Raw genomic sequence first — 13,010 nt, 5'->3', positions numbered from 1 at the left:
ACGGGCCGTTCCGCGCCGTTCGGGGAAGTTCCGGGCCGTTCCGCGCCGGTCCGCGCCGTTCCGGGCCGGGAGAACAGCGGCTGTCGATGTCCGAGGTCTCGCGTAGGCTCGCAGGTGACAGGGAAAAGCGGTCCGGAGAACGAGGGAGGGGGCCCACGTGCTCATCGACACCTACGGCCGGGTGGCCACCGACCTGAGGGTTTCGCTGACCGACCGGTGCAATCTGCGGTGCACCTACTGCATGCCCGAGGAGGGCCTGCAGTGGCTGGCCAAGCCCGACCTGCTCACGGACGACGAGATCGTCCGCCTCGTCGACCTCGCGGTGACCCGCCTCGGCATCGAGGAGGTCCGCTTCACCGGCGGCGAGCCCCTGCTGCGGCCCGGCCTGGTAGGCATCGTGGAGCGCGTCGCGGCCCTCCGGCCGCGCCCCCGGCTGTCCGTCACCACCAATGGCATCGGCCTCAAGCGCACCGCCGCCGCACTGAAGCAGGCCGGCCTGGACCGGGTCAACGTCTCCCTGGACACCCTGCGCCCCGACGTCTTCAAGACCCTCACCCGGCGCAACCGCCACCAGGACGTGCTGGACGGCCTTCAGGCCGCCGCCGACGCCGGCCTCACCCCGGTCAAGGTCAACTCGGTGCTGATGCCGGGCCTGAACGCGGACGAGGCCCCCGACCTGCTGGCCTGGGCGGTGGAGCACGATTACGAACTCCGCTTCATCGAGCAGATGCCGCTGGACGCCCAGCACGGCTGGAAGCGCGAGGGCATGGTCACCGCCCAGGACATCCTGGCCTCGCTGCGCACCCGCTTCGCCCTCACCGAGGAGGGCGAGGGCGAGCGCGGTTCGGCCCCGGCGGAACGCTGGCTGGTGGACGGCGGCCCGCAGCGGGTAGGGGTCATCGCCTCGGTGACCCGCCCGTTCTGCGCGGCCTGCGACCGCACCCGCCTCACCGCCGACGGGCAGATACGCACCTGTCTGTTCGCCACCGAGGAGACCGACCTGCGCGCCCTGCTGCGCTCCGGCACCTCGGACGAGGAGATCGCCGAGCTGTGGCGCAAGGCCATGTGGGGCAAGAAGGCGGGCGCGGGCCTCACCGACCCGGCCTTCGTCCAGCCGGACCGCCCGATGTCAGCGATCGGCGGCTGAGTCCTCCCACTCCCGCAGCGGGACGACGTCCTTCAGGAACCCGCGCACCGAGAGGAACTGCGACAGGTGCTCGCGGTGCTCCTCGCAGGCGATCCAGGTCTTGCGCCGTTCGGGGGTGTGCAGTTTCGGGTTGTTCCACGCCAGCACCCACAGGGCGTCGGCACGGCAGCCCTTGGCGGAACAGATCGGTGTGTCGCTCACAGCGGGATTCTCACAGAGGGAGCCCCGGCGGCGGAAACGGCCGCGGACAAGGCGACGCCGAGCAGCCACGGGGGGAGCTGCCCGGCGTCGGTCTGTCGCTCCGACGGGGGATGCGGAGCGCGTACGAAGTATGTCACGCAGGACTGGCCGACCGGCACAGGAACAGCATGATTGATCTGAGGTTTTCCTGAGCTTGGCGGGAAGTCGCCTTCCGCTTTTCCCGCTCCCGCGCTGCTCAGGCCCGGTCGGAGGGTTTCCCGCGAGACTCCGCCCCCGGCTCCGCCGACGTCTGCCGGGGGCCGGATTCCGCCCGCGCCCCGCCATCCCCGGCGGCCGGCGGCGTGATCATGGGCTTCGACGGCATGACGACGAAGGTCGACGGCAGTGACTGCGGCCGCTCCCGGCCCGCGTTGGCGATCACCACGGCGACGTACGGCATCGCGACGCCCAGCACCAGCGCCACGATGGCGACGTACCGCTCCACGTTCCACAGGGAGGCGGCCAGGATCACCGACACCGTACGGACCGACATGGAGATGACGTACCGCCGCTGCCGGCCCCGTATGTCCTCGGCCAGGCCGGTCCGGGCGCCGGTGATCCGGAAAACCTCGCCACGCTGCTTGCCCATCAGTCCACCATCCGCCCGCCTGGGACCATCCCCGGCCCGAACCCGCGTCCGGGCCCGTCGGGGAAACCGGACCGGGACACCCACCAACGGTACGCCGCCACGGCGCCGCGCTCGATAGCGGGGCGCCGCCCGGCCTGCGCGAACGCCCACCATCCGGATGCGCCCGGCATGCGCGGCGCCCGGGGCGCGCCCAGACTGGCCGGGACGATCAGATCGATCAGGTCGGACCGGACGAGGAGGCCGCCATGGGCTGGCTGTGGGCGATCATCGTGGGATTCGTGCTGGGCCTGCTCGCGAAGGCGATCATTCCCGGCAAGCAGCACAGCCCGCTGTGGCTGACCACCATCTGCGGCATCCTGGGCGCCCTGGCGGGCAACGCCGTCGCACGCGGCCTGGGGGTGGCGGAGACCAGCGGCATCGACTGGAGCCGGCACATCTTCCAGCTCGTCGCCGCGATCATCATCGTGTTCTTCGTCGACATGCTCTACACCGCGACCCTCGGCAAACGCCGCAAGCGTAAGTACGACGAACGGGTGTGACCCGGCGGGAACGACAGCGGGCGGCCTCCCCACGCGGGGAAGCCGCCCTCTCTCAGGTACTCAGGCGCCCGTGACCTCGACCGCCGCCAGGTTCTTCTTGCCCCGGCGCAGCACCAGCCAGCGCCCGTGCAGCAGCTCACCGGCGGCCGGAACCGCGTCCTCGGCGCCGACCTTGACGTTGTTCACGTAGGCACCGCCCTCCTTCACCGTGCGGCGCGCGGCCGACTTGCTGGCCACCAGGCCCACCTCGGCGAGCAGGTCCACCACCGGACCCAGGTCCGCGACCTGGATGTGCGGCAGCTCGGACAGCGCGGCGGCGAGCGTCGCCTCGTCCAGCTCCGCCAGCTCGCCCTGGCCGAACAGCGCCTTGGACGCGGCGACCACGGCGGCGGTCTGCTCCGCGCCGTGCACCAGCGTCGTCAGCTCCTCCGCGAGCGCGCGCTGCGCCGCACGGGCCTGCGGACGCTCCTCGGTCAGCCGCTCCAGCTCCTCGATCTCCTCGCGGGACCTGAAGCTGAAGATGCGCAGGAACTTGGACACGTCCCGGTCGTCCGCGTTCAGCCAGAACTGGTAGAACGCGTACGGCGTGGTCATCTCCGCGTCCAGCCACACCGTGCCCGACTCGGTCTTGCCGAACTTGGTGCCGTCCGCCTTGGTGATCAGCGGGGTGCCCAGCGCGTGCACCACGGCGTCCGGCTCTACCCGGTGGATCAGGTCGGTGCCCGAGGTGAGGTTGCCCCACTGGTCGCTGCCGCCGGTCTGGAGCGTGCAGCCGTACCGCCGGTACAGCTCCAGGAAGTCCATGCCCTGGAGGATCTGGTAGCTGAACTCGGTGTAGCTGATGCCCGCGTCGGAGTTCAGCCGGCGGGAGACGGCCTCCTTGGCGATCATCTTGTTGACCCGGAAGTGCTTGCCGATGTCCCGCAGGAACTCGATGGCCGACAGCCCTTGGGTCCAGTCCAGGTTGTTGACCATCACGGCCGCGTTCGGGCCGTCGAAGTCCAGCAGCGGCTGGATCTGCGCGCGCAGCCGCTCCACCCACTGGTTGACGGTCTCCGGCGCGTTCAGCGTGCGCTCCGCGTTCGGCTTCGGGTCACCGATCAGACCGGTGGCACCGCCGACCAGGCCGAGCGGACGGTGGCCCGCGTTCTGGATGCGGCGCATGGTGAGGATCTGGACCAGGTTGCCGAGGTGCAGGCTGGGCGCGGTCGGGTCGAAGCCGCAATAGAACGTGACAGGACCGTCCGCGAACGCCTTGCGCAATGCGTCCTCGTCGGTGGAGAGGGCGATGAGCCCACGCCACTTCAGTTCGTCGACGATGTCCGTCACGGTTCTCGTGTCTCCTCGATGATCTTCCGGCGGTCGGGTGACAGCCGAGTACGAGGTTATACGCCCTGGCTGACAGAGCTCATATTGAATTCGGGGATGCGGAGCGGGGGCATCGCGGCCCGGGTGAACCAGTCGCTCCACTCACGCGGCAGCGTCTGCTCGGTGCGGCCCGCCTCGCCGGCCCGGCCCAGCACGCCGACCGGGGACTCGTTGAAGCGGAAGTTGTTCACCTGGCCGGTGACCTCGCCGTTCTCCACGAGGTAGACGCCGTCGCGGGTGAGGCCGGTGAGCAGCAGGGTCGCCGGGTCGACCTCGCGGATGTACCAGAGGCAGGTCAGCAGCAGCCCGCGCTCGGTGGCCGCGACCATCTCCGCGAGCGAGCGCTCGCCGCCGCCGTCCAGGATCAGGTTGTCCAGCGCCGGGGCGAGCGGCAGCCCGGTCAGGGCCGCGCTGTGCCGGGTGGTGGTGAGGTGATCGAGGACCCCGTCCCTGACCCAGTCGGTGGCGCGTACGGGCAGCCCGTTGTCGAACACCGAGCGGTCGCCGCCGGAGGAGTGCGCGACGACGAAGGGCGCGCACTTCAGGCCCGGCTCGTCGGGGTCGCTGCGCAGGTTCAGCGGCAGCTCGCTGAGCCGCTCGCCGGTACGGGTGCCGCCGCCCGGCCTGGAGAACACCGTGCGGCCCTCGGTGGCGTCCCTGCCGGAGGCGGACCACAGCTGGTAGATCAGCAGGTCGGCCACGGCGGACGGCGGCAGCAGCGTCTCGTACCGCCCGGCCGGCAGCTCCACCCGGCGCTCCGCCCAGCCGAGGCGCTCGGCCAGCTCGGTGTCCAGGGCGCCGGGGTCGACGTCCTTGAAGTCACGGGTGGAGCGGCCGGCCCAGGCGGAGCGGGTGTGGTCGGGGGACTTGGCGTTCAGCTCCAGGGTGCCGGTCGGCTGGTCGTGCCGCAGGCGCAGGCCGGTGGAGCTGCCGAGGTAGGTGGAGACGGTCTCGTGGCTGGCGAAGCCGTACAGCTCGCGGCCGCCGGTCCGGGCTCGGGCGAAGGCTTCACCGAGCGCCGGGGCGAAGTCGGCGAAGACGGCGGAGGAGGTCTCGGCGGGCGCGTCGCGGAAGTCGGGGGAGTCCGGGACCCCGCTGACCAGCGGCTGGGCGTCCTCGGCGGGTCCGGCCGCCCGTGCGGCGGCCTCGGCGGCCCGCACCAGCGGCTCCAGCTCGGCCGCCGTCACCGCCGACCGCGAGACCACGCCGGAGGCGGTGCCCTGCTGCCCGTCCACCGTGGCGATGACCGTGAGGGTACGGCCGCGGGTCACGCCGTTGGTGGTGAGCGCGTTGCCCGCCCAGCGCAGGTTGGCGCTGGACTCCTCGTCCGCGATGACGACACAGCCGTCCGCCCGGGACAGCGCGAGGGCCTGCTCGACGATCTCGTACGGCTTGCTGGTCCGCGCGCTCATCGCCCGGCCTCCTGCGTGGTGTTGAGGATGTTGACGCCCCGGAACAGGGCGGAGGGGCAGCCGTGGGAGACGGCGGCGACCTGGCCGGGCTGGGCCTTGCCGCAGTTGAAGGCGCCGCCGAGGACGTAGGTCTGCGGGCCGCCGACAGCGGCCATCGAGCCCCAGAAATCGGTGGTGTTGGCCTGGTAGGCGACATCCCTGAGCTGCCCGGTGATCCGCCCGTTCTCGATGCGGAAGAAGCGCTGGCCGGTGAACTGGAAGTTGTAGCGCTGCATGTCGATCGACCAGGACCGGTCCCCGACCACGTAGATGCCCCTGTCGACGCCCCCGATCAGCCCCTCCGTCGACAGGCCGGCGGGGTCCGGCCGCAGCGACACGTTGGCCATGCGCTGGACCGGGACATGGCCGGGGGAGTCCGCGAAGGCACACCCGTTGGAGCGCTCGAAGCCGGTCAGCCTGGCGATGCGGCGGTCGAGTTGGTACCCGGCGAGGGTGCCGTCCTTCACCAGGTCCCAGGACTGCGCGGCCACGCCCTCGTCGTCGTAGCCGATGGTGGCCAGGCCGTGTTCGGCGGTGCGGTCGCCGGTGACGTTCATCAGCTCGGAGCCGTACTTGAGCGTGCCGAGCTGGTCGAAGGTGGCGAACGAGGTACCCGCGTAGGCGGCCTCGTAGCCGAGGGCGCGGTCCAGTTCGGTGGCGTGGCCGATGGACTCGTGGATGGTGAGCCACAGGTTGGAGGGGTCCACGACCAGGTCGTACAGGCCTGGCTCCACGCTCGGGGCGCGCATCTTCCCGGCCAGCAGCTCGGGGATCTGTTCGAGTTCGGCGTCCCAGTCCCAGCCGGTGCCGGTCAGGTACTCCCAGCCCCGGCCGGCGGGCGGGGCGAGGGTGCGCATCGAGTCGAACTCGCCGCTGGAGCCGTCCACGGAGACGGCCGTCAACTCGGGGTGCAGCCGGACGCGCTGCTGGGTGGTCACGGTCCCGGCGGAGTCGGCGTAGAACTTGTTCTCGTGCACGGTCGTCAGCGACGCGTCCACGTGGTCCACGCCCTGCGCCGCGAGGAGCCGCCCGCTCCAGTCGGCGAGCAGCGCGGACTTCTCCTCGTCCGGCACGGTGAAGGGGTCGATCTCGTAAGAGGAGATCCACGTCCTGTCGGTGTGCACGGGCTCGTCGGCCAGCTCGACCCTCTCGTCCGAGCCGGCGGCCTTGATCACCTGGGCGGACAGCTTGGCCATGGCCACGGCCTGGGAGGCGACCTTGGCGGCGCCGTTCATGGTCAGGTCCACCCCTGAGGCGAACCCCCAACTGCCCCCGTGCACGACCCTGACGGCGTACCCCAGGTCGGTGGTGTCCGAGGACCCGGCCGGCCGCCCGTCCCGCAGCCGCCACGACGCGCTGCGCACCCGCTCCAGCCGGAAATCGGCGTGCTCGGCCCCCAAGGCCCGCGCCCGCGCCAGCGCGGCGTCGGCGAGGGCCCTCAGTGGCAACGCCAGGAAGGAGGGATCGATCTGCTGGGCCACGAGTGGGTTCCTCCTGCACGGGGTGGGGTGCTCAGGAGGATACGGGCTCCGGCGGCCGGTTCCGGTGGTCTCAGTGGGCGATGCCGTCGATGAGTTGCCGCGCGCCCTGGCGGAGCAGCGCGACGGCGACGGAGATGCCGAGGGTGGCGGGGTCGAGACGGCCCGCCCATTCGTGCGCGTGCAGGACTGTCTTGCCGTCGGGGGTGAACACGGCCGCGCGCAGCGAGAGTTCACCGGAGCGCTCGGTGCGGGCGTACCCGGCGATGGGGGAGTTGCAGTGTCCCTGGAGGACGTGCAGCAGCATCCGCTCGGCGGTGGTCTCACGGTGGGTGGCCGGGTCGCCAAGACCGCTGACGAGGTCGACGGTCTTGCTGTCGTCCTCCCGGCACTGGAGCGCGAGGACGCCCGCGCCGATCGGCGGGAGCATCGTCTCCAGCTCCAGGACTTCCGTGACCGCGTCCATCCGGCCGATGCGTTCCAGTCCCGACACGGCCAGGATCAGCGCGTCGGCGTCCCCGGCCGCCATCTTCTCCAGCCGCCGGTTCGCGTTGCCCCGGATCGGTACGCAGGCCAGGTGGGGATGGGAGGCGGCGAGCTGCGCGACCCGGCGCACGGAGGAAGTGCCGATCCTGGTCCCGGCCGGTAGCTGGTCCAGGGCGCGGCCCCGGGGGCCGACCAGCGCGTCCCGGATGTCGTCCCGCGCGAGGTAGGCGGCGAAGAGGGTCCCCGCCGGGATGGGGCGGTCGCCGGGTACGTCCTTCATGCAGTGCACGGCGAGGTCGGCGTCCCCCCTGAGCAGGGCGGCGTCCACCTCCTTGGTGAAGGCCCCCTTGCCCTCGACCTGGGCAAGGTCCCCCATCCAGCGGTCCCCGGTGGTCGTCACCGGCAGCACCTCGGTACGGACCTGAGGGTGAAGCACGGCCAACTCGGCCTGCACACGCTCCACTTGGGCGAGCGCCATGGGGGAGTTGCGGGAGACGATGCGGATCAGGTCACCGGGCATGGGGGCACGATACGGCGACAAACGCGGCCCATGCCTCCGGCGTGACGGTGAGGGGGCGCATCCGCTTGTCTTTGGAGTCGCGGATGTGGATGGAGGCGGGGAGCACGGCGACCTCGACACAGTTGCCGCCACCCGTGCCGCTGTAGCTGCTCTTGAACCATGTCAGTTCCGTGCTCATAGCGCTCCTTGCAGGTCTCTCAGCACTTTCGCGGTGGCCAGGTGCCCCAGCGCCTGTGAGCGCATCTTCCCATAGCGCTGAAGCATGGAACTCACCAATTTGGGCTCGGTGAGCAGGGTGCTGCAGTCGTGCCCTTCGATGTACCCGACCCACTGGTGGCTGTCGCGTTCGGCGAGGTACATCTGCCCGTCGATGCCGCAGTGGTCCACCTGATGGAGCGGCATGAGGAGGATCTCGACGTTCCGTCGGCTGCCCTGCTCCAAGAGGTTTCTGGTGACGTCCCGTGTCACCTCCGGGCCGCCCAGGCCGCGTGTCAGCACGGCCTCTTCGATGATGAAGGAGAACGCCGTGTTCGGGCGCTCGTCCAGAATGCGCTGCCGCTCCAGCCGAGCGGCCACCTGCTGCTCGAACTGCTCCTGGGACAGCGGAGGGATCTGCTGGTCGAACACCGCACGGATATAGCTCTCCGGCTGTAAAAGCCCCGGAATCACACGGCATTCGTATGCGTACAGGGAGATCGCCTCTTCTTCGATTCCCGCCCACTGCTGGAACCAGGTCGCCAGACCCGACCGCCTCGTCAGAGTCTTGATCGCCGCTGTCAGGAGCTTCGCCGCGTCCTCGCCCAGGACGCCCGCCGCTCGTGTGGGCAGATCCGCCGGGGGGAACCGCTTTCCCTGCTCGATCTTGGCGATGTAGGGCGCCGAGTACCGCACCTGAAGGGCGAATTCCTCCTGAGTCAGACCGCTTTGATCCCGCAACGACTTCAAGACCACGCCGAACAGCTTCAGACTGTCGGAAGACTCAGCCCCGTGCTCTGCCACCATCGCCGTCCACCTTTCACGTACCCCGCTCAACCCGGCCGATCCGCTCATCGTCACGGGGAGTGACCCACCCAGTCCAGAGTGTGCACTGATACAAGCGAACTTGTATGGGCTTCGTTCCTGTTGGTGGAGCCGACGGAGTCATCACGCTGGACACATGCCACCCTCACGTGCCCAAGAGGCAGTCACCGTAAGTATGTTCGTGCAGCGCTTCTCCGCCACCAGGCGCGGCGCGCGCCTCGCGCGGATGCTGGCCGTGCTCCAGCTGGACCGCTGGGGGCACCCGTACGGCAGCCCCGCCTCGGAAACCGTCGCCCTGGTCGTCGCCGAACTCGCCGCGAACGCCGTACTGCACGGCCGCGTACCCGGAAGGGACTTCGAGGTACGCCTGCGTCACGAGGCCGGCCACGTACGCGTGGAGGTCTCCGACACCCACCCCGCTCACCCGAAACTCCCGGCGCCGGACCCCACCGCGGAGGGAGGCCGGGGCCTCCTCCTGGTCGAGGCGGTAGCCACCCGCTGGGGTACGAGCACCCGAACCGGCCCTGGGAAAACGGTGTGGGCGGAGTGCGATACCTACAAAGGACCCACAGAATGTAGGTACCCTAATGGGAAAGTAAGTACAAACGGGTGAAGTGAGGTAGCGTGACATGAGCACCATCTCGGTACGTGAGTTCTCGTATAACCCCAGCGCGGTCTTTGCCCGTGTTGAGAAGGGTGAGGCGGTACAAGTCACCCGGCACGGGAACGTCATCGCCATACTGCTTCCGGGTTCCGGGCCGGTCGCCCGATACGCCGACCTTGTGGCCCAAGGCAAGATCCGACTCAAGGCAGCCACCACTTCCGACCTGGACAGTCTGCCGAGGTACGACGTCCCGGACGGCGCTCCCAACCCACTTCAGCTTCTGCTCGCTGAGCGCGAGGACTACGACGCGTGATCTACATGGATTCCTCGGCTCTCATCACGTTGCTGACGGGCCGGTCGGATGCCCCCGAACTGCGGGCCTTCCTGGCTGAGCGCCCGGGACTTCCGCTGGCAACGAGCACGGTCGGTGTCGTGGAGACGGTGCGGCAACTCGACAAAGTCGGATCCTTCCCGGACGCCTTGTCGGATTTGGACCGTCTCGTGACTGAGATCCTGCTGACCGAGGAGGTCCGGGACCTTGCGGCCAGGCTGCCCAGCGGGCTCCGAGCGCTCGACGCCCTCCACGTTGCGAGTGCGCTCACGATAGGCGAAGGGCTCGACTGTCTGATCACCTATGACAAGCGCATGCTGAGCGCGGCCAAAGCGGCGGGACTGGCCTCCTACGCGCCCCACGGGACGGGCTGAGCATCTGTAGGAATCCGACAGGAGCAGGGATGTGTCACTGTCGGTGCCCGATTGTCCGTGGTCGTGGCTGGACCGATAGGTTTTCGGGGAAGCCGCCTTCCCGCCCGGCACCCGGGTGACCGGGCGGATTGTCGGAACGCTGCAGATCGCTAACGAAAGGGTGATCCGTTGAGCCGCTCGGTTCTCGTCACCGGAGGCAACCGGGGCATCGGCCTCGCCATCGCCCGCGCTTTCGCCGACGCCGGCGACAAGGTCGCCATCACGTACCGCTCGGGTGAGCCCCCGGCGGGCTTCCTCGCCCTCAAGTGCGACATCACCGACGCCGAGCAGGTCGAGCAGGCGTACAAGGAGATCGAGGAGCGGCACGGCCCCGTCGGGGTCCTGGTCGCCAACGCCGGTGTCACCAGGGACCAGCTGCTGATGCGCATGTCCGAGGAGGACTTCACCTCGGTCATCGACACCAACCTCACCGGCACCTTCCGCGTCGTCAAGCGGGCCAACCGGGGCATGCTGCGCGCCAAGAAGGGCCGCGTCGTCCTGATCTCGTCGGTGGTCGGTCTGCTGGGCTCGGCGGGGCAGGCGAACTACGCCGCGTCCAAGGCCGCGCTGGTCGGCTTCGCTCGCTCCCTCGCCCGTGAGCTGGGCTCGCGCAACCTCACCTTCAACGTCGTCGCCCCCGGCTTCGTCGACACCGACATGACCAAGGCGCTCACCGACGAGCAGCGCGAGAGCATCGTGTCGCAGGTACCGCTCGGCCGGTACGCCGAGCCTGAGGAGGTGGCCGCGGCGGTGAAGTTCCTCGCCTCGGACGAAGCCTCGTACATCACTGGAGCCGTCATCCCCGTTGACGGCGGACTGGGAATGGGTCACTGAACACCATGAGCGGAATTCTCGAGGGCAAGCGCATCCTGATCACGGGAGTGCTGACGGAAGCCTCCATCGCCTTCCACGCGGCCCGGCTGGCCCAGGAGCAGGGCGCCGAGATCATCCTGACCGCGTTCCCGCGCCCCACGCTGACCGAGCGCATCGCCAGGAAGCTGCCGAAGCCGGCCAAGGTCATCGAGCTGGACGTCACCAACGAGGAGCACCTCGCGCGCCTGGCCGACATCGTCGGCGAGGAGCTGGGCGGCCTGGACGGCGTCGTCCACTCCATCGGCTTCGCCCCGCAGGACGCCCTCGGCGGCAACTTCCTCAACACGCCGTTCGAGTCCGTCGCCACCGCCATGCACGTCTCCGCCTTCTCCCTGAAGTCGCTGACCACGGCGTGCCTCCCGCTGATGCAGAACGGCGGCTCGGTCGTCGGCCTCACCTTCGACGCGCAGTACGCCTGGCCGCAGTACGACTGGATGGGCCCGGCCAAGGCCGCCCTGGAGGCCACCAGCCGCTACATGGCGCGCGACCTGGGCAAGCAGAACATCCGCTGCAACCTCGTCTCCGCCGGCCCGCTCGGCTCCATGGCCGCCAAGTCCATCCCGGGCTTCTCCGACCTGGCCGCCGTGTGGGACACCCGCTCCCCGCTGGAGTGGGACCTCAAGGACCCGGAGCCGGCCGGCAAGGGCATCGTCGCCCTGCTCAGCGACTGGTTCCCGAAGACCACCGGCGAGATCATCCACGTCGACGGCGGCCTGCACGCGATCGGCGCCTGACCGGTCCCGCACCCGCGTGAGGCCCGTACCCCCCAACGGGGTGCGGGCCTCACCCGTACGGATCTCCGGCCGGGCCGTCGCCGTTCCGGCGGCGCACCCTCGAAGCAGGCGTTGTTCCGCGCGCCCCTCCGCAGCCCGGCCGAGGAGGTCCCCTTGTGCGCCCGTCCCGCAGCGTGGCCCCGGTCGCCGTGGCCGCTCTCGTCCTCGCCCTGCCGTGCGGCGTGGCCCGTGCCGGTGACGGCGAGCCGCACGCCCCCGACCTCTTCGGCGCGTCCTGCCGTGTCAAGGTGGACGGCTCCGGGGTGGTGTCGTACTGCCACAACCCCTACGTGCACACCGACCGGGTCCGGCTGCACATCGAGTGCGCCCGCTGGTGGGACATCGACACCGACAGCGCGCCGGTGGCCGCCGGGCCCGCGATGACCGTGAAGCTGACCGGGCGGTGCTGGAAGGAGATCCGGGTGGTCTGGATCAGCCACCAGAAGGCGGGCTGAACCGCTCCGGCCGGCACTGGAAGGGGTGGCTCGCCGCCTCCGCGGCCGCCGCCCGCGCGTCCCCGGTACGGATCGCGTCCACCAGCCGGGCATGGTCCATGTACGAGCGCTGCTCCAGGTCGGCGCCCACGTCCGCGCGCAGCCAGTCCCGCAGCACCTCGCCGAGGTCCGCGTACATCGCGATCATCACGTCGTTGTGCGACGCGGACACCACGGCCAGGTGGAAGGTGGCGTCGGCCGCCACGAACGCCTCCGCCTCCCCGGCCTCCCACGCCTCCTCGCGCCGGACCAGCAGCGCGTCCAGCTGCTTGAGGTCCTTCTCCGTGCGCCGCTCCGCGGCCAGCCGCGCCGCCGACGACTCCAGCGTGGACCGCAGCTCCGCGATGTGCCGGGGATCGGCGTCGGCGAACCTGCGGTGCATCACACCGGCCAGCTCGCTCGTCGCCGCGACATAGGTGCCGGAACCCTGGCGGATGTCCAGCAGCCCGTTGTGCGCGAGCGCCCGCACCGCCTCGCGGACGGTGTTGCGGGCCACGCCCAACTGCTCGACCAGCTCCGGCTCGGTCGGGATGCGCGAGCCGACCGGCCACTCACCGGACGTGATCTGGGCGCGCAGTTCGGCGATGACCTGCTCGGACAGCGCCGAACGGCGCGGGTGGCTCAGAGGCATGGCACACCTTGGCACACGAGTCGGCTACGGGATGGACAACCAATCATCCCATG

General features: G+C 70.2%; 17 protein-coding genes. 8 read left to right on the top strand and 9 right to left on the bottom strand.

Annotated features, from left to right (window positions below):
• Positions 1 to 157 precede the first annotated feature (157 nt).
• Positions 158 to 1,147 (top strand): GTP 3',8-cyclase MoaA, encoded by a 990-nt coding sequence (moaA, locus tag ACFWN1_RS15230; RefSeq protein ID WP_384361682.1) that lies wholly within the window; start codon positions 158 to 160, stop codon positions 1,145 to 1,147.
• On the opposite strand, the gene ACFWN1_RS15225 is transcribed toward moaA, so the two are convergent.
• Positions 1,130 to 1,348 carry a hypothetical protein gene (locus tag ACFWN1_RS15225; protein ID WP_384361679.1) on the bottom strand — a complete coding sequence of 73 codons (219 nt, stop codon included), beginning with the start codon at positions 1,346 to 1,348 and terminating at the stop codon, positions 1,130 to 1,132. The two genes, moaA and ACFWN1_RS15225, sit on opposite strands and share 18 nt — an antisense overlap.
• A 235-nt stretch (positions 1,349 to 1,583) precedes the next feature.
• Positions 1,584 to 1,976: a DUF3099 domain-containing protein gene (locus tag ACFWN1_RS15220; protein ID WP_384361676.1), complete on the bottom strand. Its 393-nt coding sequence runs from the start codon at positions 1,974 to 1,976 to the stop codon at positions 1,584 to 1,586.
• A gap of 245 nt (positions 1,977 to 2,221) precedes the next feature.
• Between ACFWN1_RS15220 and ACFWN1_RS15215 the strand changes: the two genes are divergently transcribed.
• The gene (locus ACFWN1_RS15215; RefSeq protein ID WP_384361673.1) at positions 2,222 to 2,515 is read left to right on the top strand and encodes a GlsB/YeaQ/YmgE family stress response membrane protein; all 294 of its coding nucleotides are present in this window, start codon (positions 2,222 to 2,224) and stop codon (positions 2,513 to 2,515) included.
• Between the two features lie 60 nt (positions 2,516 to 2,575).
• Here the strand turns inward: ACFWN1_RS15215 and tyrS are convergent, their stop codons facing one another.
• The 6 genes from tyrS to ACFWN1_RS15185 form a co-directional block, all read right to left on the bottom strand.
• Positions 2,576 to 3,844: a tyrosine--tRNA ligase gene (tyrS, locus tag ACFWN1_RS15210; protein ID WP_384361670.1), complete on the bottom strand. Its 1,269-nt coding sequence runs from the start codon at positions 3,842 to 3,844 to the stop codon at positions 2,576 to 2,578.
• A gap of 56 nt (positions 3,845 to 3,900) precedes the next feature.
• Positions 3,901 to 5,295, bottom strand: a complete 1,395-nt coding sequence (locus tag ACFWN1_RS15205; protein WP_384361667.1) for a metallopeptidase TldD-related protein — start codon at positions 5,293 to 5,295, stop codon at positions 3,901 to 3,903.
• Positions 5,292 to 6,815 carry a TldD/PmbA family protein gene (locus ACFWN1_RS15200; RefSeq protein ID WP_384361664.1) on the bottom strand — a complete coding sequence of 508 codons (1,524 nt, stop codon included), beginning with the start codon at positions 6,813 to 6,815 and terminating at the stop codon, positions 5,292 to 5,294. Before ACFWN1_RS15200 ends, ACFWN1_RS15205 begins: the two co-directional genes overlap by 4 nt.
• A 70-nt stretch (positions 6,816 to 6,885) precedes the next feature.
• Entirely contained in the window at positions 6,886 to 7,818 is a 933-nt protein-coding gene (gene hemC, locus ACFWN1_RS15195) for a hydroxymethylbilane synthase (RefSeq protein ID WP_384361661.1), read from the bottom strand.
• Positions 7,808 to 7,996, bottom strand: coding sequence for a DUF397 domain-containing protein (locus tag ACFWN1_RS15190; protein ID WP_384361658.1), 189 nt, complete (start codon positions 7,994 to 7,996; stop codon positions 7,808 to 7,810). The genes hemC and ACFWN1_RS15190 overlap by 11 nt, the downstream gene beginning before the upstream one ends.
• A complete protein-coding gene (locus ACFWN1_RS15185) occupies positions 7,993 to 8,820 on the bottom strand; it encodes a helix-turn-helix domain-containing protein (protein ID WP_384361655.1) in 828 nt (275 codons plus the stop codon). The genes ACFWN1_RS15190 and ACFWN1_RS15185 overlap by 4 nt, the downstream gene beginning before the upstream one ends.
• A 193-nt stretch (positions 8,821 to 9,013) precedes the next feature.
• On the opposite strand from ACFWN1_RS15185, the gene ACFWN1_RS15180 reads away from it, so the two are divergent.
• The 6 genes from ACFWN1_RS15180 (at position 9,014) to ACFWN1_RS15155 (ending at position 12,287) form a co-directional block, all read left to right on the top strand.
• Entirely contained in the window at positions 9,014 to 9,451 is a 438-nt protein-coding gene (locus ACFWN1_RS15180; RefSeq protein WP_384361688.1) for an ATP-binding protein, read from the top strand.
• Positions 9,452 to 9,467: 16 nt separating this feature from the next.
• Positions 9,468 to 9,755, top strand: coding sequence for a type II toxin-antitoxin system Phd/YefM family antitoxin (locus ACFWN1_RS15175; protein WP_384361653.1), 288 nt, complete (start codon positions 9,468 to 9,470; stop codon positions 9,753 to 9,755).
• Between the two features lie 5 nt (positions 9,756 to 9,760).
• Positions 9,761 to 10,147 carry a type II toxin-antitoxin system VapC family toxin gene (locus ACFWN1_RS15170; protein WP_384361685.1) on the top strand — a complete coding sequence of 129 codons (387 nt, stop codon included), beginning with the start codon at positions 9,761 to 9,763 and terminating at the stop codon, positions 10,145 to 10,147.
• A gap of 168 nt (positions 10,148 to 10,315) precedes the next feature.
• Complete coding sequence (fabG, locus tag ACFWN1_RS15165; RefSeq protein WP_384361650.1) at positions 10,316 to 11,020, top strand: 3-oxoacyl-[acyl-carrier-protein] reductase; 705 nt, start codon at positions 10,316 to 10,318, stop codon at positions 11,018 to 11,020.
• Between the two features lie 5 nt (positions 11,021 to 11,025).
• Positions 11,026 to 11,793 (top strand): enoyl-ACP reductase FabI, encoded by a 768-nt coding sequence (gene fabI / locus ACFWN1_RS15160; protein WP_384361647.1) that lies wholly within the window; start codon positions 11,026 to 11,028, stop codon positions 11,791 to 11,793.
• 155 nt (positions 11,794 to 11,948) lie between these two features.
• Entirely contained in the window at positions 11,949 to 12,287 is a 339-nt protein-coding gene (locus tag ACFWN1_RS15155; protein WP_384361644.1) for a hypothetical protein, read from the top strand.
• Here the strand turns inward: ACFWN1_RS15155 and ACFWN1_RS15150 are convergent.
• Positions 12,265 to 12,957, bottom strand: a complete 693-nt coding sequence (locus ACFWN1_RS15150) for a FadR/GntR family transcriptional regulator (protein WP_384361641.1) — start codon at positions 12,955 to 12,957, stop codon at positions 12,265 to 12,267. The two genes, ACFWN1_RS15155 and ACFWN1_RS15150, sit on opposite strands and share 23 nt — an antisense overlap.
• Positions 12,958 to 13,010: the final 53 nt, after the last annotated feature.

The sequence above is a fragment of the Streptomyces sp. NPDC058459 genome (assembly GCF_042721685.1).
Lineage (GTDB): Bacteria > Actinomycetota > Actinomycetes > Streptomycetales > Streptomycetaceae > Streptomyces.
Note: the sequence above shows the minus strand (reverse complement) of the source record. Positions and strands in the feature narration are given on the sequence as shown.

What these genes read in the sequence shown, in the direction of transcription:
- ACFWN1_RS15220 (WP_384361676.1), bottom strand. Translation starts at nt 1,976, where the DNA reads ATGGGCAAGCAGCGTGGCGAGGTTTTCCGGATCACCGGCGCCCGGACC.
- ACFWN1_RS15215 (WP_384361673.1), top strand. Translation starts at nt 2,222, where the DNA reads ATGGGCTGGCTGTGGGCGATCATCGTGGGATTCGTGCTGGGCCTGCTC.
- ACFWN1_RS15205 (WP_384361667.1), bottom strand. Translation starts at nt 5,295, where the DNA reads ATGAGCGCGCGGACCAGCAAGCCGTACGAGATCGTCGAGCAGGCCCTC.
- hemC (WP_384361661.1), bottom strand. Translation starts at nt 7,818, where the DNA reads ATGCCCGGTGACCTGATCCGCATCGTCTCCCGCAACTCCCCCATGGCG.
- ACFWN1_RS15190 (WP_384361658.1), bottom strand. Translation starts at nt 7,996, where the DNA reads ATGAGCACGGAACTGACATGGTTCAAGAGCAGCTACAGCGGCACGGGT.
- ACFWN1_RS15185 (WP_384361655.1), bottom strand. Translation starts at nt 8,820, where the DNA reads ATGGTGGCAGAGCACGGGGCTGAGTCTTCCGACAGTCTGAAGCTGTTC.
- ACFWN1_RS15180 (WP_384361688.1), top strand. Translation starts at nt 9,014, where the DNA reads ATGTTCGTGCAGCGCTTCTCCGCCACCAGGCGCGGCGCGCGCCTCGCG.
- ACFWN1_RS15175 (WP_384361653.1), top strand. Translation starts at nt 9,468, where the DNA reads ATGAGCACCATCTCGGTACGTGAGTTCTCGTATAACCCCAGCGCGGTC.
- ACFWN1_RS15170 (WP_384361685.1), top strand. Translation starts at nt 9,761, where the DNA reads ATGGATTCCTCGGCTCTCATCACGTTGCTGACGGGCCGGTCGGATGCC.
- fabI (WP_384361647.1), top strand. Translation starts at nt 11,026, where the DNA reads ATGAGCGGAATTCTCGAGGGCAAGCGCATCCTGATCACGGGAGTGCTG.
- ACFWN1_RS15150 (WP_384361641.1), bottom strand. Translation starts at nt 12,957, where the DNA reads ATGCCTCTGAGCCACCCGCGCCGTTCGGCGCTGTCCGAGCAGGTCATC.